At 72.7% G+C, this 25,242-nt stretch carries 17 protein-coding genes; 5 read left to right on the forward strand and 12 right to left on the reverse strand.

The features are described from left to right. Positions 1 to 90: 90 nt before the first annotated feature. Positions 91 to 1,503: a proline--tRNA ligase gene (gene proS, locus ACFWAR_RS20610; RefSeq protein WP_385779127.1), complete on the reverse strand. Its 1,413-nt coding sequence runs from the start codon at positions 1,501 to 1,503 to the stop codon at positions 91 to 93. Between the two features lie 133 nt (positions 1,504 to 1,636). On the opposite strand from proS, the gene ACFWAR_RS20615 reads away from it, so the two are divergent. Then, positions 1,637 to 2,320, forward strand: coding sequence for a methyltransferase type 11 (locus ACFWAR_RS20615; protein WP_385779129.1), 684 nt, complete (start codon positions 1,637 to 1,639; stop codon positions 2,318 to 2,320). A 39-nt stretch (positions 2,321 to 2,359) separates the two neighbouring features. On the opposite strand, the gene ftsH is transcribed toward ACFWAR_RS20615, so the two are convergent. The 6 genes from ftsH to ACFWAR_RS20645 form a co-directional block, all read right to left on the reverse strand. Continuing rightward, positions 2,360 to 4,324, reverse strand: a complete 1,965-nt coding sequence (gene ftsH / locus ACFWAR_RS20620; RefSeq protein ID WP_385779131.1) for an ATP-dependent zinc metalloprotease FtsH — start codon at positions 4,322 to 4,324, stop codon at positions 2,360 to 2,362. A gap of 130 nt (positions 4,325 to 4,454) precedes the next feature. Further along, positions 4,455 to 6,029 carry a signal recognition particle protein gene (gene ffh / locus ACFWAR_RS20625; RefSeq protein WP_385779133.1) on the reverse strand — a complete coding sequence of 525 codons (1,575 nt, stop codon included), beginning with the start codon at positions 6,027 to 6,029 and terminating at the stop codon, positions 4,455 to 4,457. A 635-nt stretch (positions 6,030 to 6,664) separates the two neighbouring features. Then, on the reverse strand, positions 6,665 to 9,100 hold the full coding sequence (locus tag ACFWAR_RS20630; RefSeq protein WP_385779135.1) for a [protein-PII] uridylyltransferase: 2,436 nt from the start codon (positions 9,098 to 9,100) through the stop codon (positions 6,665 to 6,667). A gap of 17 nt (positions 9,101 to 9,117) precedes the next feature. Continuing rightward, positions 9,118 to 9,456 carry a P-II family nitrogen regulator gene (locus ACFWAR_RS20635; RefSeq protein WP_351040006.1) on the reverse strand — a complete coding sequence of 113 codons (339 nt, stop codon included), beginning with the start codon at positions 9,454 to 9,456 and terminating at the stop codon, positions 9,118 to 9,120. Continuing rightward, entirely contained in the window at positions 9,453 to 10,796 is a 1,344-nt protein-coding gene (locus ACFWAR_RS20640; protein ID WP_385779138.1) for an ammonium transporter, read from the reverse strand. The genes ACFWAR_RS20635 and ACFWAR_RS20640 overlap by 4 nt, the downstream gene beginning before the upstream one ends. Before the next feature lie 315 nt (positions 10,797 to 11,111). Further along, entirely contained in the window at positions 11,112 to 12,557 is a 1,446-nt protein-coding gene (locus tag ACFWAR_RS20645; RefSeq protein WP_385779220.1) for a hypothetical protein, read from the reverse strand. A 491-nt stretch (positions 12,558 to 13,048) separates the two neighbouring features. Between ACFWAR_RS20645 and ACFWAR_RS20650 the strand changes: the two genes are divergently transcribed. Further along, complete coding sequence (locus tag ACFWAR_RS20650; protein WP_385779140.1) at positions 13,049 to 13,717, forward strand: bifunctional DNA primase/polymerase; 669 nt, start codon at positions 13,049 to 13,051, stop codon at positions 13,715 to 13,717. A gap of 108 nt (positions 13,718 to 13,825) precedes the next feature. On the opposite strand, the gene ftsY is transcribed toward ACFWAR_RS20650, so the two are convergent. Then, complete coding sequence (gene ftsY, locus ACFWAR_RS20655; RefSeq protein ID WP_385779142.1) at positions 13,826 to 15,049, reverse strand: signal recognition particle-docking protein FtsY; 1,224 nt, start codon at positions 15,047 to 15,049, stop codon at positions 13,826 to 13,828. 146 nt (positions 15,050 to 15,195) lie between these two features. Here ftsY and ACFWAR_RS20660 point away from each other — a divergent pair, with 146 nt between their 5' ends. Both ACFWAR_RS20660 and ACFWAR_RS20665 read left to right on the forward strand, forming a co-directional pair. Further along, positions 15,196 to 16,653, forward strand: a complete 1,458-nt coding sequence (locus tag ACFWAR_RS20660; RefSeq protein WP_385779144.1) for a purine-cytosine permease family protein — start codon at positions 15,196 to 15,198, stop codon at positions 16,651 to 16,653. Positions 16,654 to 16,724: 71 nt separating this feature from the next. After that, a complete protein-coding gene (locus tag ACFWAR_RS20665; protein WP_385779146.1) occupies positions 16,725 to 17,711 on the forward strand; it encodes an LLM class flavin-dependent oxidoreductase in 987 nt (328 codons plus the stop codon). Between the two features lie 43 nt (positions 17,712 to 17,754). Here the strand turns inward: ACFWAR_RS20665 and ACFWAR_RS20670 are convergent, their stop codons facing one another. From ACFWAR_RS20670 to ACFWAR_RS20685, 4 genes are all read right to left on the reverse strand, one after another. Next, positions 17,755 to 19,185 (reverse strand): sugar porter family MFS transporter, encoded by a 1,431-nt coding sequence (locus ACFWAR_RS20670; RefSeq protein WP_385779148.1) that lies wholly within the window; start codon positions 19,183 to 19,185, stop codon positions 17,755 to 17,757. Positions 19,186 to 19,440: 255 nt separating this feature from the next. Beyond that, positions 19,441 to 23,196: an AAA family ATPase gene (locus ACFWAR_RS20675; protein WP_385779150.1), complete on the reverse strand. Its 3,756-nt coding sequence runs from the start codon at positions 23,194 to 23,196 to the stop codon at positions 19,441 to 19,443. Between the two features lie 218 nt (positions 23,197 to 23,414). After that, the gene (locus ACFWAR_RS20680) at positions 23,415 to 23,630 is read right to left on the reverse strand and encodes a hypothetical protein (RefSeq protein WP_283460000.1); all 216 of its coding nucleotides are present in this window, start codon (positions 23,628 to 23,630) and stop codon (positions 23,415 to 23,417) included. Positions 23,631 to 23,944: 314 nt separating this feature from the next. Continuing rightward, positions 23,945 to 24,226, reverse strand: coding sequence for an acylphosphatase (locus ACFWAR_RS20685; protein WP_385779152.1), 282 nt, complete (start codon positions 24,224 to 24,226; stop codon positions 23,945 to 23,947). Between the two features lie 123 nt (positions 24,227 to 24,349). Here ACFWAR_RS20685 and ACFWAR_RS20690 point away from each other — a divergent pair, with 123 nt between their 5' ends. Beyond that, on the forward strand, positions 24,350 to 25,210 hold the full coding sequence (locus ACFWAR_RS20690) for a CAP domain-containing protein (protein ID WP_385779154.1): 861 nt from the start codon (positions 24,350 to 24,352) through the stop codon (positions 25,208 to 25,210). Positions 25,211 to 25,242: the final 32 nt, after the last annotated feature.

The raw sequence follows: 25,242 nt of genomic DNA on the forward strand, positions 1-25,242 counted from the left end.
AGATCTCCGGAGGAGTCGGTACGTATGGGGGTGCCCCCGGAGGTGGTCAGTCACCTTCCGGGGGCACCCCCAGCGTCACTTCAGGTCACATCAGTAGGAACGCGCCACGATGGCGAGGGTTCCCGGAGCGTCGTCCGCCTGCGGGACCGAGCCGTCCTCGGCGATGAGGCAGCGCACGGAAACGGCCTGCTCGGCGAGCTTCGCCTCGCCCTCGGGACCGAGGTCGGCCCACGGGATCCGCGCCCAGCCACCGGCGATGGCCGCCTCGGCGGCCTCCCCGATGGTCGCGACGTCCGAGGTGCGGGCCTCGCGGCGCTCGCGGGACTCGCGCAGCAGCTGCGCCTGGTCCTCCTCCAGCACCTTGGGCAGCAGCGCGGCCAGGTCCGTGATCTGCACCGGCTCCTTGCCGCCCGGGATCCGGCGGGCCAGCATCGCGGTGCCGGCCTCCAGGTCGCGGGGGCCGATCTCGATGCGGACCGGTACGCCCTTGAGCTCCCAGTCCACGGCGCGACGGCCGAAGGGGGTGTCGACGCGGTCGTCGACCTGCACGCGGATGCCCGCGGCCTTGAGCTGGTCGCCCAGCTCGCGCACCTTCGCGACGGCCTCGTCGCCCTTGATCGCCATGACGACGACCTGGACGGCCGCCAGCCGCGGCGGCACCCGCAGCCCGTTGTCGTCGCCGTGGGACATGATCAGGCCGCCGACCATGCGGGTGGAGACGCCCCACGAGGTCTGCCAGACCAGCTCCTGCTTGCCTTCCTTCGACAGGTACTGCGTGTTGAAGGCCTTGGCGAAGTTGGTGCCCAGCTCGTGGCTGGTGCCCAGCTGCAGCGCCTTGCCGTCGCCCATCATGCCCTCGAGGGTGAGGGTGTTGATGGCGCCCGCGAAGCGCTCCTTGGCGGTCTTGCGGCCGAGGACGACGTCGATGCCGAGCACGTTGGTCATGAAGTCGCCGTAGACGTCCGTGTGGATCCGGGCGGCGTAGTCGCGGGCGTCCTCGTAGGTGGCGTGGGCCGTGTGGCCCTCCTGCCAGAGGAACTCGCTCGTACGGAGGAACACGCGCGGACGCATCTCCCAGCGGACCACGTTCGCCCACTGGTTGATCAGCAGGGGCAGGTCGCGGTAGCTCTGGACCCACTTGGAGAAGTAGTCGTTGATGATCGTCTCGGAGGTGGGCCGGACCACGACCGGCTCGTCGAGCTCCTTGCCGCCGCCGTGCGTGACGACCGCCAGCTCGGGGGCGAAGCCCTCGACGTGCTCGGCTTCCTTCGTCAGGTACGACTGCGGGATGAACAGCGGGAAGTACGCGTTCTGGGCGCCCGCGTCCTTGATGCGCGCGTCCATCTCCTGCTGCATCCGCTCCCACAGCCCGTAGCCGTACGGTCGGATGACCATGGTGCCGCGTACCGGACCGTTGTCGGCCAGCTCGGCCTTGTTGATCAGATCCTGGTACCAGCGGGGGAAATCCTCCGCCTGGGGGGTGAGAACGGGTGCCTTTGCCATGGCGCGAATGGTACGGCGCCCGGCACGCCGAACGTGAATCGGGGCCGGCGCTCCTCTGGACGCGGGGGCGAATGGGGAGTTCCCTGGCAACGGGGGCCAAGGGGGGCGACACGGAATCAGGAGCGCTCTTTCGATGACACCGACGCCGACGGCGACGCACGTCGCCCGGGACTGGGCGGAGATCCAGGAACGGATGCTGGTGCCGCTCTACGAAGCGGTCTACGACCGACTGGAGGTCGGGCCGGGCGACCGGCTGCTCGGCCTGGACTGCGGGGCCGGTCTCGGCCTGCTGCTGGCCGCGGGCCGGGGAGCCCGGGTGACCGGGGTCGAGGGGCGGCCCGCACTGCGGGCCCTGGCCGGGGAGCGGGTGCTGGAGGTGCTGGCCGCGCCGCCCGGGCCAGGCCCGGAGCGGCGCCCGTACGACGTGCTCACCTCCGTGGGGCCCGATCCCCGGGCGCTGCCCGCGGCCCTGGCCGTGCTCCGCCGCGGCGCGGCGGTGGTGCTGGCCGACTGGGGGCCGCCGGAGCGCTGCACGGTCCCCGCAGTGCCGGGCGGCGGGCCCGCGCCGGTGGACCTGGACGCCCTGGTGGAGCGGGCCGGGCTGCGGCCCGACGGCTCGGGGCGGGTGTTCTGCCCGTTCGGGTACGCGGACATGGAGAGCGCGGTGCGGGGCCTGCTCTCGACCGGGCTCTACGACGGCGCCGACCCGGTGCAGGCGGAGAAGGAACTCGTCGAGGCGCTGCACCCGTTCGAGCGATCCGACGGGGCCGTGTGGCTGCCGAACATCTTCCGCTACGTCATCGCCCGGACGGCCTGAGGCCGGGCGCGCGGGGGCGGGGGCGCGCGGCCCCCGCCGTTACCGCTCCTTCGACAGCCGGGTGATGCCCGCCGCCTCGTACGCCGCCGCCTCTTCCAGCGTCTCGTTCGCCAGCAGGGCCTGCGCCAGCGCGTCCAGCTTGTCGCGGTTCTCGCGCAGCAGCCGGCAGGCCGACTCGTAGCACTCGTCCACGATCCGGCGCATCTCGGCGTCCACCGCGTCCAGGGTGGCCGGGGCCGCGGAGAGTCCGTAGGCGCTCTGCGCGTCCGAGGGGATCGCGGTCAGCCTGCCCACGCGCTCGCTCATGCCCCAGCGGGCGACCATGCCCCGGGCCAGGTTCGTCACCTGTTCGAGGTCGTTCTCGGCGCCGGTGGTGATGACCTCGTAGACCACCTGTTCGGCGGCCATCCCGCCGAGCGCGCCGATGATCCGGCCGCGCAGGTACTCCTCGGTGTACGCGTACCGGTCGGCGTCCGGGGTGGAGAGGGTGACGCCGAGGGCCCGGCCGCGCGGCACGATGGTGATCTTGCGGACCGGGTCGGCGCCCGGCTGGAGCATGCCCAGCAGCGCGTGGCCGCTCTCGTGGTACGCCGTGCGGCGGCGCTCCTCCTCCGGCATGACCAGCGGCCGCTCCGCGCCGAGCTGGACCTTCTCCAGGGCGTCGGACAGGTCCGTCTGGGTCACGGCCTTCTGCTCGCGCTTGACGGCCAGCAGGGCCGCCTCGTTGGCGAGGTTGGCGAGTTCGGCGCCGGTCATCCCCGGGGTGGTGCGGGCGACCTGGGCCAGGCTCACCTCCTGGGCGAGCGGGATGTCCCGGGTGTGGATGCGCAAGATGGCCTCGCGGCCGCCGCGGTCGGGCGGGGAGACCACGACCGTGCGGTCGAAGCGGCCGGGCCGGGTGAGGGCGGGGTCGAGTACGTCGGCGCGGTTGGTGGCGGCGATGACGACGACGCCCTCGGAGCCGGAGAAGCCGTCCATCTCGGTGAGGATCTGGTTCAGGGTCTGTTCGCGCTCGTCGTGGCCGCCCATGCCCGCGCCGCCGCCGCGGGCCCGGCCGATGGTGTCGATCTCGTCGATGAAGATGATCGCGGGGGCCACCTTGCGGGCCTCGGTGAACAGTTCGCGGACCCGGGAGGCGCCGACGCCGACGATCATCTCGATGAACTCGGAGGCGGAGGCGGAGAAGAACGGCACGCCGGCCTCGCCGGCGACCGCGCGGGCCAGCAGGGTCTTGCCGGTGCCGGGCGGACCCGCGAGCAGGACGCCGCCGGGCATCCGGGCACCCATCCGGTGGTAGCGCTCGGGGTTCTTGAGGAAGTCGACGACCTCGCTCAGCTCGCCCTCCACCTCGTCGATGCCCGCCACGTCCTCGAAGGTGGTGCGCTTGCTGCCCTCCAGCTCGACCGGCTTGGGGGGCTGCTTGCGGCCGAGCCCGCCGGGGCCGCCCAGGCCGCCGCCGCTCATCCTGCGGGCGATGAGCACCCACAGGCCCACGAGCAGCAGCATCGGGGCGAGCGAGATGAGCAGGTTGGCCAGGAAGCTGCGGTGCTCCACGACCGGGGAGGCGGTGACGACGACGCCCTTGGACGTCAGGTTGGACCAGAGCTGGTCGTCGGCGAAGGCGGGGCGCTGGGTGGTGAACTTGGTGTAGTCGCCGTCCCCGTCACCGGCGGGCCTGGGCTGCTTGTTCTTCAGCTCGCCCTGGATGGCGTCGCCCTTGGAGTAGATCTTCGAGACGTTGCCGCTGGTGACCTGCTTGCTGAACTCCGTGTACGGGATGGTCGGCTCGTCGCCCTCGTTGAAGAACGACAGCACCAGGTTGGTCAGCAGGTAGACGATCAGCGCCGTCAGGATCAGCCCGCGCCAGCCGCCGGGCATCTTCTTCTTGGGCGGCGGGGCGGGCGGGGCGCCCTCGGAGCGCCAGGGCGTGTCGGCCCGGTCGCGCGGCGGTACGGGGGTGGGGCTGGGCACGAGGCCTCCTTCTGCCGTCCTCCCGGCCGACATTAAGCCACAAACCGGGCCATCGCCCCATGAGGGGGCACCCCGCGCGGCAGCCCCGCCGCGGCCCCCGAGCGGCCCGCACGCGCGAGGGGCCCCGGTCGCAGGTCGCGACCGGGGCCCCTCGGGGTGCGTGCTACTTCATGAACTTCTTGAACTCGTCGGGGAGTTCGAAGTCCTGGCCGGCGGGGCCGGCGGGCAGGCCGAACGGGTTGCCCGCGCCGGCGCCCGGCTCGACGGCCTCCTGCGGTCCCTGCTCCTTGCGCAGGGCGGCCGCGGCCTCCTCTTCCTTGCGCTTCATCGGGTTGCCGCTCTTGCGCTTGCCCTTGGCCTGCTTGATCTGCTTCTTCTGGCGGCCGGGGCCGCCGCCCATGCCCGGCATGCCCGGCATCCCGGGCATCCCGCCGCCCTGGGCCATGCGGGACATCATCTTGCGGGCGTCGAAGAACCGCTCGACGAGCGACTTCACGGCGCTGACCTCGACGCCGGCGCCCTTGGCGATGCGGGCGCGGCGCGAACCGTTGATGATCGTCGGGTCCTGGCGCTCGGCCGGGGTCATCGACTTGATGACGGCCGCGGTGCGGTCGATGTCACGCTCGTCGATGTTGTTGATCTGGTCCTTGATCTGCCCCATGCCGGGCAGCATGCCGAGCAGCTTGGAGATGGAGCCCATCTTGCGGACCTGCTCCATCTGGGCCAGGAAGTCGTCGAGCGTGAACTCCTTCGGCCCCTTCGCCAGCTTGGCCGCCATCTTCTCGGCTTCGGCCTGGCTGAAGGTCTTCTCGGCCTGCTCGATCAGGGTGAGCATGTCGCCCATGTCGAGGATCCGGCCCGCCATGCGGTCCGGGTGGAAGGCGTCGAACTCGTCGAGCTTCTCGCCGTTCGAGGCGAACATGATCTGCTTGCCGGTGACGTGCGCGATGGAGAGCGCGGCACCGCCGCGCGCGTCGCCGTCGAGCTTGGAGAGCACCACGCCGTCGAAGCCGACGCCGTCGCGGAAGGCCTCGGCGGTGTTGACCGCGTCCTGGCCGATCATCGCGTCGACGACGAAGAGGATCTCGTCCGGGCTGACGGCGTCGCGGATGTCCGCGGCCTGCTGCATCAGCTCGGCGTCGATGCCGAGGCGGCCCGCGGTGTCGACGATCACGACGTCGAACTGCTTGGTACGGGCGTACTCGATGGAGTCCTTGGCGACCTGCACCGGGTTGCCGACGCCGTTCCCGGGCTCGGGCGCGTAGACCGCGACGCCGGCGCGCTCGGCGACCACGCTGAGCTGGTTGACGGCGTTGGGGCGCTGGAGGTCGCAGGCGACGAGCAGCGGGGCGTGGCCCTGGCCCTTGAGCCAGAAGCCGAGCTTTCCGGCGAGGGTGGTCTTACCGGCGCCCTGGAGGCCCGCGAGCATGATCACGGTGGGGGCGGTCTTGGCGAACCGCAGGCGGCGGGTCTCGCCGCCGAGGATCCCGACGAGCTCCTCGTTGACGATCTTGAGGACCTGCTGGCCGGGGTTGAGGGCCTTGGAGACCTCTACGCCGAGGGAGCGCTCCTTGACCTTCGCGATGAAGGACCGGACGACGGGGAGGGCGACGTCTGCCTCGAGGAGGGCGATACGGATTTCCCGGGCCGCAGCGTCGATGTCCTGCTCGGAGAGGCGACCTTTGCCCCGGAGGCTCTTGAAGGTCGCGCTGAGGCGGTCGGAAAGCGTATCGAACACGGTAGTCGCGATTCCTCGGGTCGGGGGCGTGTGGTCGCCCCCCAGGGTATCGGGCCGCGCCGCATGCCGGACCCTGCGGGGCGGTTGCCGTCCCGGAACGCCCCCCGGAGCCGCCGCCGACGCCGCCCGCCCCACTCGCCTCCGGCGGCGCCTCAAACGCCGGCGGGGCTGATGCGGCCGATCTGCCACCCCCAGCCCGGCCGCCACACGAGGCACATCGCCACCCCCAGCCCGGCCGGAGCACGAGGTACGTCGCCACCCCCAGCCCCGCCAGCGCACGAGGCGCATCGCCACCCCCCAGCCCCGCCGGAGCACGAGGCACATCGCCACCCCTCAGCCCCGCCGGCGATTGAGGCGCCGCCGGAGGCCCCACCGGCTCCGCCGCCACAGCCACGTCGCCACCCCCAGCCCCGCCGCCGCACGAGGCACGTCGCCACCACCAGCCCCGCCGGCGTTTGAGGCGCCGCCGGAGGCACCACCGGCCCCGCCGCCACACGAGGCGCATCGCCACCACCAGCCCCGCCGCCACACGAGGCGCATCGCCACCACCAGCCCCGCCGGCGCTTGAGGCGCCGCCGGAGGCCCACCGGCCCCGCCAGGGGGAGGCGCGGGCCGCCGGGAGGGGCGGGGGTGGGTCAGGACAGGGCCTTGTGGACCGCTTCGGCCAGGAGGGCGGCTCGCGCGGGCGGGAGGGGCTTGCCGTCCACGTCGGTCACGTACAGCGTGTCCACCGCATTGGCCCCGAGCGTGGACACGTGCGCGCTCCGCACCCGGACCCCGCCCTCGTCCAGCGCCCGCCCGATCCGGTGCAGCAACCCCACCGCATCCGGCGCCCGCACCTCCAGCACCGTCGCGAGCGGGGAGGCGTCCGCGACCACGGTGACCCGCGGCGGCGGCGGTACGACCCCCCGCCGCCGGGGGTAGGCCGCCTCGCGCTCGGCCAGCCGCGCGGGCACGTCGAGCGACCCGTCCAGGGCCCGGATCAGGTCCGTCCGCAGCCGCGCGCCCTGCGGCAGGGACCCGTACTCCGCGGCGACCCGCCACCTGAGCACCAGCACCTCCCCCAGCGCCTCCGGCAGCTCCAGCGTCCGCAGGTCGGCGGCCCGGACCGTGAGCCGGTGCAGCGCCAGCACCCCGGCCGCCGCGGGCAGCACCCCCGGCTGGTCGGGGACGGCCACGATCAGCTCGACGCCGACCGCGTCCTCTTCCTCCTGACGCGCGTACAGGGCCAGCGCGGGCTCCCCCGTGCGCAGGGCCTCCACCGCGAGCCGTTCCGGTTCCGCGCCCGGCGGCCGCTGCGTCCCCGGCGCCTCGGTCGGGACCGCCTCCCCGTCGAGGACCGCGGCGACCCGGCCCACCAGGTCGGCGACGAGGGAGCCGCGCCAGGTGCTCCAGGCCGCGGGCCCGGTGGCCAGGGCGTCGGCCTCGGTCAGGGCGTGCAGCAGTTCCAGGGTGCCGGTCGAGCCCACGGCGTCCGCGACGGAGCGCACGGTCGCCGGGTCGTCCAGGTCCCGCCGGGTGGCGGTGTCGATGAGCAGCAGGTGGTGCCGTACAAGGGTGCCCAGCACGGCGACGTCGTCCGCGTCGAAGCCGACCCGCGCGGCGACGTCGCGGGCGATGGTCCCGCCCGCGACCGAGTGGTCGCCGGGCCAGCCCTTGCCGATGTCGTGCAGCAGCGCGGCCATGAGCAGCAGGTCCGGGCGGCCGACCCGGCGGGTGAGGGCGGAGGCGCGCACGGCGGTCTCGATGAGGTGCCGGTCGACGGTCCAGGTGTGCACGGGGTTGCGCTGGGGGCGGCAGCGGACCCGCTCCCAGTCGGGCAGCAGCCTGCTGATCAGCCCTTCCGCTTCGAGGGCCTCCCAGACGGCCACGGTGGGCTCCCCCGCGCCCAGCAGGGTCAGCAGCTGCTCGCGGGCCTCGGCCGGCCAGGGCACGGGCAGCGGTTTCGCCTGCGCGGCCAGGCGTCGTACGGCGTGCAGCGACACCGGGAGTCCGGCCTGTGCGGCGGCGGCGCCGAGCCGCAGCGGGAGCACCGGGTCCCGCTCGGGGCGGGCGGCCAGGGCCAGCACGGCCTCGCCGTCCGCTTCCACGACGCCCTCGGCGAGCGGGGCCCGCTCCACGGCGGCCGCCCCCCGGGTGCCGAGCAGCCCGCGCAGCCGCGGCCGGGAGGCCCGGGCCCGCAGCACCCGGCCGACCTCGCGCCAGGTGACGTCGCCGGCGTACGAGACGACCCGCGCCGCTTCGTACACCTCGCGCAGCAGCGCGTCCGCGTCCAGCAGGCCGAGCTGCGCGGCGACCGGGTCCTGTTCCTGGAGGGAGAGCCGGTCGGTGGCCCGCCCGGTGACCAGGTGGAGGGCGTCGCGCGCGTCCAGGAGGCGCCGGCGGGCCTCGGCCAGTCCCTCGCGGGGGGCGTCGGCCAGCCAGGAGGCGGCCACGGCCCGCAGCGCGGTGACGTCGCGGAGTCCGCCGCGGGCCTCCTTGAGGTCGGGTTCGAGCAGGAAGCGCAGTTCCCCGCTGCGCTCGGCCCGCTCCCGGCACAGCGAGTGCAGCTGCGGGAGCCGCTTGGCGGCGTGGTTGCGCCAGTCGGCGAGGACGGAGGTGCGCAGCCCCGCGAGGAGTCCGACGTCACCGGCGACGGGGCGGGCGTCCAGCAGCCCGAGGTGCACCTTGAGGTCCTCGGCTGCGGTCCTGCGGGCCTCGCCGGGGGTGCGCACGGAGTGGTCGAGGGCGAGGCCGAGGTCCCACACGGGGTACCAGACGCGGTCGGCGAGGACGCTCAGCGCCTTCGGGTCCGCCTTGCCGTCGTGCAGCAGGAGGAGGTCGAGGTCGCTGCGCGGGGAGAGTTCGCCGCGCCCGTAGCCGCCGACGGCGACCAGGGCGGCGCCCCGGACCCCGCTCTCCCGCACGGCGGTCGCGAACAGCGCGTTCAGCCAGTCGTCGGTCAGCCCGGAGAGGGCGGAACGCCGGGCGGGCCCGGACCGCGACTCCTCCTGGAGGAGTCGCAGCCGGGCCGCGGCGTAACCGCTGGGTCCCGAGTCGGCCGTGCCGGTCGTGTTGTCGACGCTCGTCACCCAGGGGCTCCTGTCAGCTAAAGCGCGTCAGCGCCGCGCTCGCCGGTGCGGACCCGGACCACCGAGTCCACGGGGACACTCCACACCTTGCCGTCACCGATCTTGCCGGTGCGGGCGGCCTCGACGACGACGTGCATGACGTCCTCGGCCGCGTCGTCCTCGACGACCACCTCGATGCGGATCTTCGGGACGAGGTCCACGGTGTACTCCGCGCCGCGGTAGACCTCGGTGTGCCCGCGCTGGCGGCCGTACCCGCTGGCCTCGGAGACGGTCAGACCGTGGACCCCGAAGGTCTGGAGGGCCTCCTTGATCTCGTCGAGCCGGTGCGGCTTGACGATCGCGGTGATGAGCTTCATGCATCCACCTTCTTGCTGGCAGCGGCGACGGGTACGGAGCTGGTGGAGCGGGACGAGGCACCGCCGCCGGCTCCGCTGAAGTCGTAGGCGGTCTCGGCGTGTTCGACCTGGTCGATGCCGGAGACCTCGTCGTCCTCGGTGACGCGCATGCCCATCGTCTTGTCGAGGAGGAAGGCGAGGCCCGCGGACGCGACGAGAGAGTACGCGAGGACCGAGAAGACCCCGATGGCCTGCTTGCCGAGCTGGTCGAGGCCGCCGCCGTAGAAGAGGCCGGCCGCGTCGGACTGCACCCCGCCGGTGGCGAAGAGGCCGACGAGCAGGGAGCCGATGACACCGCCGACCATGTGGACGCCGACCACGTCGAGGGAGTCGTCGAAGCCGAACTTGTACTTCAGGCCCACCGCCATGGCGCAGACGACGCCGGCGATGGCGCCGATGGCGATCGCGCCGAGCGGGGAGCAGGAGCCGCCGGAGGGGGTGATGGCGACGAGGCCCGCGACCGCGCCGGAGGCGGCGCCGAGGGTGGTGAAGGAGCCGTGGCGCAGCTTCTCGTAGCCGAGCCAGGCCAGCATGGCGGCGGCGGTGGCGACCTGGGTGTTGACGAACATGACGGCGCCGACGCCGTCGTCGTTGCCGAGCCAGGAACCGGCGTTGAAGCCGAACCAGCCGAACCAGAGCAGGCCCGCGCCGAGCATCACGAGCGGCAGGCTGTGCGGGCGCATCGGGTCCTTCTTGAAGCCGACGCGCTTGCCGATGACGAGGATGACGCCGAGGGCCGCGGCGCCCGCGTTGATGTGGACGGCGGTGCCGCCCGCGAAGTCGATGACGCCGAGTTCGAAGAGCCAGCCGCCCGTGCCCCACACCCAGTGGGCGACGGGGAAGTAGACGATCGTGACCCAGAGGGTGATGAAGAGGGCCCAGGCGCTGAACTTGACGCGGTCGGCGAGCGCACCGCTGATCAGGGCCGGTGTGATGATCGCGAACATCAGCTGGAAGACGGCGAAGACGTAGACCGGGATGGTGTAGCCGTCCCACAGCTCGGTGATCCCGATGCCGCTGAGGCCGAGGTAGTCGGAGGACCAGCCGATCAGGGAGCCCTTGTCGGTGCCGAAGGCGAGGCTGAAGCCGTAGAGGACCCAGAGGATCGTGACGATCCCGAGGCTGATGAAGCTCATCATCAGCATGTTGAGACTGCTCTTGACGCGGACCATGCCTCCGTAGAAGAAGGCGAGACCCGGGGTCATCAGCATGACCAGGGCGGAGCAGATGAGCATGAACCCGGTGTTCGCGGCAGACAGCGTCGGGGCGTCTGCCGCGAGGGTCGTGATGGCTGATGCCATCGGCGTCTCCTCGTCGTCGGTACGTTCGCGTGCGGGCGATCGTGAAAACCTGAGCGGCGTCAAAGGGGCCCGGTCCGGGGAGCTGACCGGGGCTGGCCGGTTATTGGCCCTGAGATTCGCGCAGGCCGGTTTCCGGCGGCGCCGCTGGGTGTTTCGCGCCGATGACGAAGAGGTCGGGCGTGTTACGCGTCCATGAACGGGGGCACAGCGAGCCGGCCGCGGCCGTCCTCCGGATGACCTGGCGCGGGGGAGCCTGATCGGGCTACACGGGAGGACCGCCGCGGCCGGGGCCTCGGGGGTGGGCCGTCGAGGGCCTCAGACGGCTTCCGCGGACTCCGGGAGGCGGGCCGCGAGGTGGTCGGTGAGCTGGACGACTTCGGCGACGTGGCCGTACTCACGTGCGGCGGTGTCGACGGTCTTGCGCAGCCGCGTGTTGACGCGTTCGGAGCGCACCTTTCGCGCCACGTCGAGGGCCTGGTCGACGAGGACCGCGGACTGCTCGGGCTCGCGCTGGAGCAGGTGGACGGTGGCCATGCCGATCAGGTTGAGGGCGTAGGAGCGCTGGTGTTCCTCGTCCTTGGAGAAGAGCTCCACCGCCCGCCGCATGACGGGTTCGGCGAGCGAGGCGTAGGTGGGGCTGCGGCCCGCGACGTAGGCGAGGTCCCGGTAGGAGTGGGCGTTCTCGCCGCTCAGTTCGGCCTCGGAGAAGAAGCGGATCCAGTCCGGCTCGGTCTCGCCGTCCAGGACGGCGTCCCCGAAGGTGTCCTCGGCCATCCGGACGGCCCGCTTGCAGCGGCTGGGCTGGCCCATGTTGGCGTAGGCGCGGGCCTCCATCGCATACAGCATGGCCTGGGTCCGGGGGCCCGCGCAGTCGCGGCTGCCGTACTGGGCGAGGTGGATGAGCTCCAGGGCGTCGTCGGGGCGGCCGAGGTGGATCATCTGGCGGCTCATGTTGGAGAGGATGTACGAGCCGAGCGGCTTGTCCCCGGCCTCCTTGGAGGCGTGCAGGGCCAGCACGAAGTACTTCTGCGCGGTGGGGTGCAGCCCGATGTCGTAGCTCATCCAGCCCGCGAGTTCGGCGAGTTCCGCGGCGACCTTGAAGAGCCTCCGCATGACCGGGGCCGGGTGGTTCTCCTGGAGCAGGTCGGTGACCTCGTGGAGCTGGCCGACGACGGCCTTGCGGCGCAGGCCGCCGCCGCACTGGGCGTCCCACTGGCGGAACATGACGGTGGTCGCTTCGAGCAGGTCGAGTTCCGGTTCGGAGAGCCGGGGCGGCCGGTAGCCGCCGAGGGCGCCGGGCCGGGAGCCCGCCGGTCCCGCCTCCCGCGATCCCGGGTCGGCGGCCGGGGCGGGGACGAGCCAGCGCTGCATGGGCTCGATGAGGGCGGGGCCGGCGGAGAGCGCGAGCGAGGTCCCGAGGAAGCCCCGGCGGGCGAGCATCAGGTCGCTGCGGGAGAACTCGCCGAGCAGCGCGACGGTCTGGTCGCCCGCCCAGGGCAGGTCCACGCCGGAGACGGAGGGGGTCTGGTGCGCGGTGCGCAGGCCGAGCTGCTCGATGGCGACGACGCTGCCGAAGCGTTCGGAGAAGAGCTCGGAGAGGATGCGCGGGACGGGCTCGCGCGGTTGCTCGCCGTCGAGCCAGCGGCGGACCCGGGAGGTGTCGGTGCTGATGTGGTGGGCGCCCATCTGGCGGGCGCGGCGGTTCACCTGGCGGGCGAGTTCGCCCTTGGACCAGCCGCTGCGGACGAACCACGACGTCAGCTGCTCGTTGGGACGGGGGTCCTCGGCGCGGCCCCGGACGTCGGAGTCCGCGTCCGTTCCGCTTGCGTCTCCGCTTGCGTCGCTGCCGCTCACTGGAACGCCCCCATCCGCTCAGCCTCTTTCACACGAAACCCTGGCCGGGCCCGGGTGAGCCACATGGGGCCTTCACAAGCCCTTCACACATTGCCTCCGGCATACCCACGGACGGGCGTACCTTCGGGGGTTCGTGCACTGAAAGTAATCCTACGATCACCCCTACCGCGAGGCCGTTTGCGGAATCGCCACCATTCGCCACCCCTTCGAATGAACTCGCCACGCGCCAAGCACGATTCACTTGACACGGGATGACCCGCAGTCGGCGCAGCGGTGTACGCCGGGGCGCGCACGGCGAGGAGTGCGCCGGGCGTGGCCCGTGTGCCGCACGGTCGACGACCGCGTCGCGGTGATGTCGTAACCACCGGCGCGCTCGACCCGTTGGAGGGGGCATGGGCATGGGCTTCACGATCGGCGGCAGCCGGAGCACCAAGGAGTTCCGGTCCGGCACTCGGCGCCGCGGCCGGATGTCGGAATGCACAGCGGTGGCCGAGTACACCGGACTGTGGGGTTGGGACGCGGTTCCCGGCGCCCGGGCCGCCTCCCCCGGCCGGGACTGCTCCTGCGGGAACGCGCGCTGCGCGGCCCCGGGGGCGCACCCGCTGGACTTCGGGGCGGTGGTCCCCGCGGGGGCCACGCTGGACGAGGTGACCGAGGCCTGGGGCGAGTTCCCGGGCGCGGCGGTGCTCCTCCCGGCGGGACGTTCCTTCGACGTCATCGAGGTCTCCGCGGAGGCCGGGCGGCAGGCGCTGGTGCGGCTGGAGCGGATGGGTCTGCCGCTGGGTCCGGTGACCGCGACCCCGGACGGGCGGGCCCAGTTCTTCGTGGCCCCGGGGGCGGCGGCCGAGCTGCCGCAGCTGCTGTACCGGATGGGCTGGGACGACGCGGACCTCGACCTGCGCGCGCTGGGCACGGGCGCCCACGTCACGGCCCCGCCCTCCGACCACGCGGGGCTCGGCCCGGTGATCTGGCTGCGCCCGCCGACCCTCGACTCCGCGGGCGGCCCCCCGCAGGCCCGGCTGCTGCTGGGCACGCTGGCCTACATCTGCCACCGCTTCAGCCGCTGACGCCCCGGCCGGCGCCGCCCGCGGCCCCGGCCCCGACGCGACGGGGCCCCCGCGCCGTTGTGGCGCGGGGGCCCCGGGGGCCGTACGGCCGGGTGGCCGGTGCGGGGGTCAGTCGCCGATCAGGGCGTCGACGAAGGCCTCCGGCTCGAAGGGCGCCAGGTCGTCCGGGCCCTCGCCCAGGCCGACCAGCTTGACCGGGACGCCCAGCTCGCGCTGGACGGCGACGACGATGCCGCCCTTGGCGGTGCCGTCGAGCTTGGTCAGCACGATGCCGGTGATGTCCACGACCTCGGCGAAGACACGGGCCTGGGTCAGGCCGTTCTGCCCGGTGGTGGCGTCCAGGACCAGCAGGACCTCGTCCAGCGGGCCGTGCTTCTCCACGACCCGCTTGACCTTGCCCAGCTCGTCCATCAGGCCGGTCTTGGTGTGCAGGCGGCCCGCGGTGTCGATCAGCACGACGTCCGCGCCCTGGGCGATGCCCTCCTTGACGGCGTCGTAGGCGATCGACGCCGGGTCGCCGCCCTCGGGACCGCGCACCGTGCGCGCGCCGACCCGGTCGCCCCAGGTCTGGAGCTGGTCGGCGGCGGCGGCGCGGAAGGTGTCGGCCGCGCCGAGGACCACGCTGCGGCCGTCCGCGACCAGGACGCGGGCGAGCTTGCCGGTGGTGGTGGTCTTGCCGGTGCCGTTGACGCCGACGACCATCACGACGGCCGGGGTGTCGACGCCGCTCTCCGTCTTGACGGCGCGGTCGAAGTCGGTGCCGAGCAGGGTCAGCAGCTCCTCCTTCAGGAGGGCGCGCAGGTCGGCCGGGGTGCGGGTGCCGAGGACCTTGACCCGCTCGCGCAGCCGGTCCACCAGCTCCTGCGTGGGGGTGACGCCGACGTCGGCGATGAGGAGCGTCTCCTCGATCTCCTCCCAGGTGTCCTCGTCGAGGTGCTCGCGGGAGAGCAGCGTCAGCAGCCCCTTGCCCAGCGAGTTCTGCGAACGGGCGAGCCGGGCGCGCAGCCGGACGAGGCGGCCCGCGGTGGGCTCGGGGACGTCCAGCGCGGGCGCCTCGGGCGCCGCGACGACGGGGTCCTCGACGGCGACCGGCGAGTCGGCGGCGGTCTCCCCCTCGGGGAGCACGACCTCCTCGATCGTGCGCCGCGGCTCGTCCACCGTGGATGCGGCGTCGTCCCCGACCTGCGGCTCGGCGGGCGGGGCAGTGATAGTCGGCGTGCTCGACGGTGCCGTGGGGGGCAGCTGCTTCTTCTTGCGGCTGCTGACCACGAGCCCGCTGATCGCGCCGACCGCGACCAGGGCGATGACTACAGCAAGGATCAGGATTTCCATAACCAACCCAGTATCGGTCACCGTCGGCCCGGACCCCGGACCTTGGCGAATCAGCCAAGGGGCGTAAGCCTCTATTTGAGCTTTTCACCTCAAATCTACGATGATGGTCGACCTCCCCCGCCCTCCAGCCACTCCCGGAGTACCGCATGTCTGCCGAGCCCGCCGACGGCGCCACAGAGACCGCGATGGAAACCCGCGGCCTCGAACCCGTCCCGGACGGCGAGCGCACGGGCCGCGTCCGTGAACTCGTCCCGACCTGGGTCGCCGCCAACATCAGCGTGCTGCTGCTGACCATGGGCGCGGGGCTGGTGATCTTCAACAAGCTGAACTTCTGGCAGGTCCTCGTCGTCGCCGTCGCGGCGCCCGTGCTCTCCTACGGGATCGTCGGGCTGATATCCATAGCCGGCAAGCGCGGCGGCGCCCCGGGCATGGCCCTCTCGCGCGCCGTCTTCGGCCAGCGCGGCAACCTCTTCCCCGGCGCGCTCATCTGGGTCGCCCGCTGGGGCTGGGAGACGATCAACGCGGTCAGCGGCGCCTTCGCCATGCTGACCGTCCTGGACCTGCTCTTCGACGTCCACAAGAACACCGCGCTGATCGTGGTCACGCTGCTGCTCTTCGTCGGCTGCACCTTCCTGGTCTCCGGGCTCGGCATCAACGCGCTGCGCGTGTGCTCGAAGTGGTCGACGTACCTCTTCGGCGCCTTCAGCGTGCTGGTCCTGGGCTACCTGATCGCCGAGACCGACTGGTCCGCGGTCTTCGACAAGCCGGCCGGCTCGACCGCGATGATGGTCGCGGGCATCGGCACGATCGCGGCGGGCGGGATCAGCTGGGTGCCCTCCGGCCCCGACTTCACGCGGTACCTGCCGCGCACCGCTTCCTCCAGGGGCATGGTCGGCGCGACGATCGGCGGCGCGGCCGTGGTCGTCATCCCGATGGTCCTGATGGGCGCGGTCATGGCGGTCGGCACCCCGGACCTCGCCACCGCGCAGGACCCGGTCTCCTTCATCGGCGAGCTGCTGCCCGTCTGGATCGCCGTTCCGTACCTGCTCGTGGCCCTGGTCGGGATGCTGCTGATCAACTCGATGTCGATGTACTCGGCCGGCTTCACCGCGCAGACCCTCGGCATCAAGGTCCCGCGTGCCTGGGCCGTCAGTGTCAACGCCGTCATCAGCCTGGTCTTCGGCTTCCTGCTGATGGTCGTGGCCACCAGCTTCTTCGGGTCGTTCATCTCCTTCCTGACCCTGCTGGCCGTGGCGTTCTCCGCGTGGATCGGCGTCTTCGGCTTGGACATGCTGCGCGGGCGGACGTACGACGGGGCCGCGCTGCTGAACACGGGGCGCACCAGTGCCTACTGGTACAAGGGCGGCTACGCCTGGCAGGCCATGACCGCGTGGGGGGTCGCGCTGGTCGTGGGCCTGCTGTTCACCAAGGTCGACTGGTTCGGCGGGCCGCTCGCCGACAGCTGGATCGGCGAGAACGGTCTCGGCTGGGCGGCTGGCATCGTGACCTCCGGACTGCTGTACGCCGTCCTCCCGCGCACGGCGGCCCCGGCCGCGGCCGCGCCCGCCGAGGAGCCCGTGCCCGCCGGATCCCTGTCCAACTGACGCCGCGTCAGCTAACGTCCCCCTTCGCCCGGCCCGTCACCACGAGCAGCAAGGCGAAGGGGGACTTCTTCATGCCCATCACCGTGGCCCGGTTCAACCTCATCGACCCGCACGGCACGCCCGAGACCCTCTCCGCCCGCTACCGCGCGGCGCTGGAGATGGCCCGGTACGCCGACGAGCACGGCGTCGACACCCTCCAGACCGAGGAGCACCACGGCACCGACAACAACTGGCTGCCCTCGCCCTTCGCCTTCGCGGGCGCCGTCTTCGGCGCCACCCGCCGGATCGCGGTGACGGTCTCGGCGATCATCGGGCCGCTCCACGACCCGCTGAAGGTCGCCGAGGACATCGCGGTCCTGGACCTGCTGAGCGGCGGGCGCCTGGTGACGGTGGCGGGCATCGGGTACCGGCCCGCGGAGTACGAGCAGCACGGCGTCGAGTGGGGCAGGCGCGGCCGGCTCCAGGACGAACTGCTGGAGACCCTGCTCCAGGCGTGGACCGGAGAGCCCTTCACCTATCGCGGCCGCACCGTGAAGGTCACCCCGCGCCCCTTCACCCGGCCGCACCCGCTGCTGCTGGTCGGCGGCAGCTCGCAGGCCGCGGCCCGGCGCGCGGCCCGGCTCGGACTGCCGTTCTTCCCGAGCGCGCACCTGCCGGAGCTGGAGGCGTACTACCTCGCGCGGCTGGCGGAGTACGGCACCGAGGGCTTCTGCATGATGCCCGCGGCCGAGACGCCGCTGCTGCACATCGCCGAGGACCCGGACCGCGCGTGGGCGCAGTACGGCCACCACTTCCTGCACGAGGCGGGCATGTACGCCTCCTGGCAGTCCAAGGACATCCGCTCGGCGGTGCGCTCCGGCGCGCGGACCGTGGAGGAGCTGCGCGCGGAGGGGGTCTACCGGATCCTGACCCCGGACGAGGCGGTGACGTACGCCCGGGGCGCGGGCGAGGCCGGCAACCTGGTCCTGCACCCGCTGTGCGGCGGCATGCCGCTGGACGAGGGGCAGCGCAGCCTGGAGCTGCTGTGCCAACGGGTACTGCCCCGGCTCAAGGACTGAGCCGGGGCAGTACCGGGGGAGACGGGGCGGTGGCGGGGATTGGTTACCCCATCTCCTCCAACGCCTTGCCCTTGGTCTCCGGCACCCACTTGAGGATGAAGGGGATCGAGAGCAGGGCGAAGACCGCGTAGATCACGTACGCACCGGACAGGTTCCAGTCCGAGAGCGTCGGGAACGACACCGTGATGGCCCAGTTGGCGATCCACTGGGCCGCGGCGGCCACGCCGAGGGCGGCCGCGCGGATCCGGCCGGGGAACATCTCGCCGAGGAGCACCCAGACCACCACGCCCCACGAGAGGGCGAAGAAGAGGACGAAGAAGTTGGCGGCGATGAGGGCCACCAGGCCCTGGGCGTGCGGCAGGGCGATGTCGCCGCCGCTGGTGTCCTTGTAGGAGAACGCCCAGGCGGCCAGCGCGAGGGAGATCGTCATGCCCACGGAGCCGATGAGGGCCAGCGGCTTGCGCCCGATCCGGTCCACGAACACCATCGCGATCACCGTACCGATGATGTTCACGACGGAGGTCTCGAAGGAGTACAGGAACGAGGAGCTCGGGTCGATGCCGACCGACTGCCACAGCGAGGAGCTGTAGTAGAAGATCACGTTGATGCCGACGAGCTGCTGGAAGACCGAGAGGCCGATGCCGATCCAGACGATCGGCAGGAAGCCGAAGCGGCCGCCGAGCAGGTCCTTGAAGCTGGACTTCTGCTCCGAATGGATGGCGCTGTCGATCTCGCGGACCCGTGCGTCGGCGTCGATGTTCTCGCCCTCGACCTCGCGCAGGACGGTCTTGGCCTTCTCCATCCGCCCCACCGAGACGAGGAAGCGCGGAGACTCGGGGATCGCGAAGGACAGCAGCCCGTAGAGCACGGCCGGGACCACCATCACGCCGAGCATCCACTGCCAGGCCTCCAGTCCGCCGACCTTGCCGCGCTGGTCGCCGTCCGCGAGGTTCAGGATGCCCCAGTTGACGAGCTGGGAGATGGCGATGCCGATGACGATCGCGGCCTGTTGGAAGGAGGCGAGGCGGCCGCGGTAGGCGGGCGGCGAGACCTCGGCGATGTAGGCGGGGCCGATGACCGAGGCCATGCCGATGCCGAAGCCGCCGATGACGCGCCACACGGCCAGGTCCCAGAGGGCGAACGGCAGGGCGGAACCGATGGCGCTCGCGGTGAAGAGGACGGCCGCGATCTGCATGCAGCGGATGCGGCCGATCCGGTCGGCGATGCGGCCCGCGGTGGCCGCGCCGAGGGCGCAGCCGATGAGTGCGGCGGCGATCACCTGGGCGAGGGTGGCGGAGCCGACGTCGAAGCGGTCCCGGATGGCCTCGACGGCGCCGTTGATGACGGAGCTGTCGTATCCGAAGAGGAAGCCGCCCATCGCCGCGGCGGCGGTGATGAAGATGACGTGACCGAGGTGCTCGGGCTGCGATGCACGTCCGCCGCCCGACGAGGACGCCTGCGCTGTGCTGGTCAAGGTCTGCTCCTGCGTGCCCGGCTGCGGTGACGGGCGGATGTGGGGGGTGATTCCTTCCAGTGGCGCACAGTTCAAGATCGGCCACCACCCGAAAGGAAGGACGAGCGGGAGCGAGCCTATGTCTTCATTTTATTAAGTCAAGACATCGCCCGAACTTCGCTCCGTCCGGCCCTCGTCCCGCACCTGACGGGCCGAGGCAGGTGCATGGAGCCTCGATGGCTTCACTTCTTGAATAAATGAGCTTCCAGCGGTCCCTCAGCGCAGGCGCTGGCTGATGACCTTGGAGACCCCGTCGCCCTGCATCGAGACCCCGTAGAGCGCGTCGGCGACCTCCATCGTCCGCTTCTGGTGCGTGATCACGATCAGCTGGGAACTCTCCTGGAGCTCCTCCATGATCCGGATCAGCCGCTGCAGGTTCGTGTCGTCCAGGGCCGCCTCGACCTCGTCCATCACGTAGAACGGGCTGGGCCGGGCCTTGAAGATGGAGACCAGCAGGGCCACGGCCGTCAGCGAGCGTTCGCCGCCGGAGAGCAGCGAGAGCCGCTTGACCTTCTTGCCCGGCGGGCGGGCTTCCACGTCCACGCCGGTGGTGAGCATGTTGTCGGGATCGGTCAGCACCAGCCGCCCCTCGCCGCCCGGGAAGAGCCGCGAGAAGACGCCCTCGAACTCGCGGGCCGTGTCGTGGTACGCCTCGGTGAAGACCTGCTCGACGCGCTGGTCGACCTCCTTCACGACATGAAGGAGGTCGGCACGGGTCTTGCGCAGGTCTTCGAGCTGCTCGCTCAGGAACTTGTGCCGTTCCTCCAGCGCCGCGAACTCCTCCAGAGCGAGCGGATTGACCTTGCCGAGCTGCTGGTACGCCCGTTCGGCGGCCCGCAGCCGCTTCTCCTGCTGCGCCCGGACGTAGGGAACGGACGGCGCGGCGCTCTCCCGCGCGCCCCGCTCCGCTCCCCCGCCGTCCCGCTCCTCGATCTCGCCGGGCGCGCCGCCGGGCTCGGCGGGCTCGGCGGGCTCGGTGGCGGGCACCGGCTGGTCCGGTCCGTACTCGGCGACCAGACCGGCCGCCGTCACCCCGAACTCCTCCAGCGCCTTGGTCTCCACCTGCTCGATGCGCAGGCGCTTCTCGGCGCCGAGCACCTCGCCGCGGTGCACCGAGTCGGTGAGCTTGTCGAGTTCGCCCTTGAGGTCGCGACCCCGGGTACGGGCCTGCGCCAGCTCCCCCTCCCGGACGCCCTTCGCGGACTCCGCGGCCCGGCGCTCGGCGTCCGCGCGGGCCAGCGACACCTCGATGTGCGCCGACAGCTGGCGGGCGCCGTCGCCCACCGCCGTGGCCACCCGGGCCTCGTGGCGCCGCCGGGCCGTGCGCCGCTCCGCCCGGGCACGGGCCTCGCGCTCCGCCCGGGCCGCGCGGTCGAGGGAATCGGCCCGGCCCGCCAGCGCCTTGACCCGTTCCTCGTGGGTGCGCAGCAGGAGCCGCGCCTCCATCTCGGTCTGCCGGGCGTTGGCGCCGTCCGCCGCGAGCCGGTCGCGGGCCGAGGCGTCCGGCTCCTCGGCGCCGGGCATCTCCTCGACCACCGCGAGCCGTTCGGCGCACTCCTCGACATCGGCCAGCGCCCGCTCCAGCGCGTCCTGCGCCGTGGCCGCCGCGGCGGCGCAGCGCTCGGCCTCGCCCGCCGCGCCCTTGGCCTGGCCGGACAGCCGACCGAGCTGCTGGGCGACCCCGGCCTTCGCCCGTTCGCCCGCGCGGCGCCGCTCGGCCAGGTCCTCGACCCGGTCGGCGCACGCGCGGCGCCGGGCTTCGGCGTCCGTGCGGGCCCCGGCCAGCTCCCGGCACTCGACCTCCAGCGCGGCCAGGTCGGCGTCCGCCTCGTCGACCGCGGCCTGCACCTCGATGAGGCTGGGCGCTCCGGCCGTCCCGCCCTGGGCGAGGTGCGCCCCCAGTACGTCGCCCCCCGCGGTCACCGCGATCAGCTCGGGGTGCTCGGCCACGAGCGCCTCCGCGTCGGCCAGTTCCGGCACGACCCGGTAGTCCCGCACCACCCGGGCCACGGCCCGGCGCAGCCCGGCCTCCCCGCCGACCAGCTCGGCCACGGCCAGGCCGGACCCGCCGGGAGCCGGGGCCGCGACGGGGTCCGGGGCCCGCGTCCCCACGGTCCGCACGGCCCCCGCGCGGTCCGGCTCCCGGGCCGGTTCCGCGCCGGGGGCGGGGACCGGGGCGCTCGGTCCGGGCACCTGGGCGGGCGGTACGTCCCCGGGCGCGCCGGCCGCCGGGGCCGGTGGCTGGGCGGGCAGCGCCGTCGGGGCGATCAGGAAGGTCGCCCGGCCCGCGTCCGCGTCGCGCAGGTGTCGGATCGCGGCGGCGGCCGCCGCCGGGGAGGTCACGGCGAGGGCGTCGGCCGCCGCGCCCAGTGCCGCCGCGACCGCGACCTCGTACCCCGCGGCCACCGACAGCCGCTGCGCCGCCGGGCCGAGCAGGCCCGCCAACTGCTCCCGGGCCGCCAGCACCGCCGCGGTGCCGTCCTTGCGCCGCAGGCCGAGCGCCAGCGCCTCCCTGCGCGCGGACACGGCCGCGAGGGATCGCTGCGCCGCGGCCAGTGCGTCGCGCGCCGCGGAGAGCGCGGCCTCCGCGGCGGTCAGCTCGGCCCGTGCGGCCTCGTGTTCCGCGGCCGCGGCCTCACCGGCGTCCAGCGCCCCGACCTCCTCGGCGAGGGCCTCGTACTCCTCCCGCGCCGCCACCGACCGGGATTCCGCTTCGTCCCGGGCGGCGACCAGCCGGTCGATCTCCGCCTGTGCGGCCCCGGCCCGGGAGCGGGCCGCTCCCAGCCGTCCGGTCAGCCGGGCCAGGCCCTCGCGCCGGTCGGCGATGGCCCGCGCCGCGTCCCGCAGCCGACGCTCCTCGCCCTCCAGCGCGCGTTCCAGTTCGGCCCGGTGCGCCGAGGTGTCCTCCAGCGCGCGGGTCGCGGCCTCCAGCGCGGCCGTCAGTTCCGCTTCCTGGTCGCGGATCCGGCCGGCCTCCTTCTCCAGGTCCTCGGGGTCGCGGCCGCGCCGCTCCTCCTCGACGGGAGCGGTGGCGCTGCGGACCCGCGCACCGGCCAGCGACGCCGTGCCGCGCACCCGCTCGGCCAGCTGCGACAGTTCGTACCAGGTCTGCTGGGCCCGCTGCAGGCGCGGCGCGAGCACGCGCACGGCCTCCTCCAACTCGGCCTCCCGGCGCAGCGCCCCGGCCAGCTCCGCCTCGGCCGACTCCTTGCGCTCCTTGAGCGCGGACTCGTCCGCGAGCTCCGCGTCGAGCGCGTCGCGCAGGATGACGAGGTCGTCCGCGAGCAGCCGCAGCCGGGCGTCCCGCAGGTCGGCCTGGATGACGGCGGCCCGCCGGGCGACCGCGGCCTGCCGTCCCAGCGGCTTGAGCTGGCGGCGCAGTTCGTCGCCCAGGTCCTGGACCCGTGCGAGGTTCGCCTGCATCGAGTCCAGCTTCCGCAGCGCCTTCTCCTTGCGCTTGCGGTGCTTGAGCACGCCCGCCGCCTCCTCGATGAAGGCGCGGCGGCCCATCGGATCGGCGTGCAGGACGGAATCCAACTGGCCCTGACCGACGATGACGTGCATCTCGCGGCCGATGCCGGAATCGGAGAGCAGCTCCTGGATGTCCAGGAGCCGACAGGTGTCCCCGTTGATCTGGTATTCGCTGCTGCCGCCCCGGAACATGATCCGGGTGATGGTGACCTCGGCGTAGTCGATCGGCAGTGCGCCGTCGGAATTGTCGATGGTCAGCGAGACCTCGGCGCGGCCGAGCGGCGGCCGCCCCGTGGTCCCGGCGAAGATGACGTCCTCCATCTTGCCGCCGCGCAGGGACTTGGCCCCCTGCTCGCCCATGACCCAGGAGAGTGCGTCCACCACATTGGACTTGCCCGAGCCGTTGGGGCCGACGACACAGGTGATGCCCGGCTCGAAACGCAGGGTGGTGGCGGACGCGAACGATTTGAAACCACGCAGGGTCAGGGCCTTGAGGTGCACGCCGCCGGACTCTACCTTTCACGTTCGGTTTCGCCCATGAAGGTGCAGGGCACATCTGACGTTAAAGGAAATGGCCCCCCACCTGGCGCAATGGGGAGAACGGCGGAGTCGGCGAGGACGCCGGGAAAGAAAGAAGGGACGCCGAAGCGTCCCTTGCAGATCAAGCGGTGCTGACAGTCGAGAGGGGCGGGCTGACAGTCACAGCGACGAATCGCGAATCAGGTGAGCGCAGGCTCCGCCTGGGGTACGTCGATGTCGATGCTGTCCAGCAGCAAGTCTCCGTGCTGAGCGGCGGCCGCGTTCAGAGCGTCATTCTCGGACTGGATCCGTCCGAGTTCGGACTCGAGGTCCTGGACGCGCTGCTGAAGCCGTCGCATCTCGGCGAGGAGTCGCGGGTCGGAACCGCCGACGTAACCGAGAAGCGCCTTTGCCATGATGGATGGTCCTCCACACTGAGTGACCGACCGAAGCGGTGTGGGTCGTGAGGGAATCGCACCCGCGTTGTCCGGCAGTGGCTGTCAGTCACTGCGCTAAATACTGCCAACACTGCCAAACAGCTCAGGTGCGCGGGGCTTCCAGCGTCTCACCAAAAAGTTTGACGGTCAACACGATCACGCCCTGTATCGGCGGGCAGCCCGTTTCCCGCAAGGGGGACGGAGATCGTCCACACCTCCGAGCCTTCCACTCATGACCACACTCGGCAACGTATGCGCAGTTCCGGCGGTATGTAGATGCGATCAGCGCACGATCACCGGATGGCGAACCCGTCATAGCCGCCCCGCGGAACGCCCCAGATCTCGGTCACCCCGTCCACCCGCCCGGGCGTGTCGGCGGAGCGGAGCCAGTCGAGCAGCCGGTGGCAATTCTCACGTTGACCTTCGGCGACGACCTGTACCCGCCCGTCGTCGAGGTTGAGCGCGAAGCCCACGAGGTCGCCGATCTCCAGCGCATTGGCCCTGGTGAACCAGCGGAAGCCCACTCCCTGTACCCGGCCGCGTACCCAGGCGGTCACCCGGACATGTTCATTCATGCGTGAACGCTAACCGGGCAATCGGATTCCGGTCACCTCGCCCCCGGCACGCCATGGGCTACAGTCGCGCCTCAATGCTCACCCATTTGGGCGAGTAACGGTTGATCTTGGAAGGCACAGCCGATGGGACGCCACCGACTCCCCGCGCCGCAGCGCGACGGCCGCGGCGGTCTCGCCGTGCGCACCGGCCTGCTCGGCGCCTGCGTGGCAGTGGTCCTGGGGACCGCGGCCGTGACCACCGGCCTGGTGCCCGTCGGCGGGACCTTCCCCTACGTCGGCCAGGGCTCGGACGGCAAGGCCGAGGCCAAGGGCGCCGCGCACAAGGACGCCGCCGGCGCCTCGGACCCGACGGAGCAGGGCGGCCTGGCGAACCTTTCCGGCCGCTCCCCCGACGCCACGTCCCCGTCCGGCAGCGCCTCCGCGAGCCCTTCAGGCTCCCCCTCGCCGTCGGCCTCGCCGAGCCCCTCCGCTTCCGCTTCTGCGTCGGCCTCCCCCTCGGCCGCACCTTCGACGAAGGCCGCGCGGACGCCCGTACCGGCGGCACCCAAGCCGCCGAAGCCGGCCGATCCGCCGCCCGCCGAGCCCTCCGCGCCGACCTCCGGCGGGGGGTCCTCCGAGGAGGCCGCCGTGCTGACGCTGGTGAACGTGGAGCGGGCCAAGGCGGGCTGCGGTCCGGTGCGCGCGAACCCGCCGCTGGCCGCCCTCGCCGGCGCCTTCAGCAAGGACATGGCCGTGCGCGGCTTCTTCGACCACACCGACCCGGACGGGAAGACCCCGTGGGACCGCGCGTCGAACGCCGGCATCACCAGCCTCGGCGGGGAGAACATCGCCCGGGGCCAGGGCGACGCCGACGCGGTGATGAAGGCGTGGATGGAGAGCCCGGGACACCGGGCCAACATCCTCAACTGCGAGTACCGCACCCTCGGCGTCGGGGCGTACTTCGCCTCCGGCGGCCCGTGGTGGACCCAGGACTTCGGCTTCTGACCGACTCCCCGCCCGGGGCGACCGCGCTCCGC

It is taken from the genome of Streptomyces sp. NPDC059917, assembly GCF_042730635.1.
In the GTDB taxonomy this organism is placed as follows: Bacteria; Actinomycetota; Actinomycetes; order Streptomycetales; family Streptomycetaceae; genus Streptomyces.

Excerpts from the sequence above, each read along its gene's own strand:
- ACFWAR_RS20650 (WP_385779140.1), top strand. The coding sequence starts at position 13,049 with ATGGGCTTCACGATCGGCGGCAGCCGGAGCACCAAGGAGTTCCGGTCC.
- ftsY (WP_385779142.1), bottom strand. The coding sequence starts at position 15,049 with ATGGAAATCCTGATCCTTGCTGTAGTCATCGCCCTGGTCGCGGTCGGC.
- ACFWAR_RS20680 (WP_283460000.1), bottom strand. The coding sequence starts at position 23,630 with ATGGCAAAGGCGCTTCTCGGTTACGTCGGCGGTTCCGACCCGCGACTC.
- ftsH (WP_385779131.1), bottom strand. The coding sequence starts at position 4,324 with ATGTCGGCCGGGAGGACGGCAGAAGGAGGCCTCGTGCCCAGCCCCACC.
- ACFWAR_RS20660 (WP_385779144.1), top strand. The coding sequence starts at position 15,196 with ATGTCTGCCGAGCCCGCCGACGGCGCCACAGAGACCGCGATGGAAACC.
- ACFWAR_RS20640 (WP_385779138.1), bottom strand. The coding sequence starts at position 10,796 with ATGGCATCAGCCATCACGACCCTCGCGGCAGACGCCCCGACGCTGTCT.
- ACFWAR_RS20635 (WP_351040006.1), bottom strand. The coding sequence starts at position 9,456 with ATGAAGCTCATCACCGCGATCGTCAAGCCGCACCGGCTCGACGAGATC.
- ACFWAR_RS20690 (WP_385779154.1), top strand. The coding sequence starts at position 24,350 with ATGGGACGCCACCGACTCCCCGCGCCGCAGCGCGACGGCCGCGGCGGT.
- proS (WP_385779127.1), bottom strand. The coding sequence starts at position 1,503 with ATGGCAAAGGCACCCGTTCTCACCCCCCAGGCGGAGGATTTCCCCCGC.
- ACFWAR_RS20615 (WP_385779129.1), top strand. The coding sequence starts at position 1,637 with ATGACACCGACGCCGACGGCGACGCACGTCGCCCGGGACTGGGCGGAG.
- ACFWAR_RS20665 (WP_385779146.1), top strand. The coding sequence starts at position 16,725 with ATGCCCATCACCGTGGCCCGGTTCAACCTCATCGACCCGCACGGCACG.
- ACFWAR_RS20685 (WP_385779152.1), bottom strand. The coding sequence starts at position 24,226 with ATGAATGAACATGTCCGGGTGACCGCCTGGGTACGCGGCCGGGTACAG.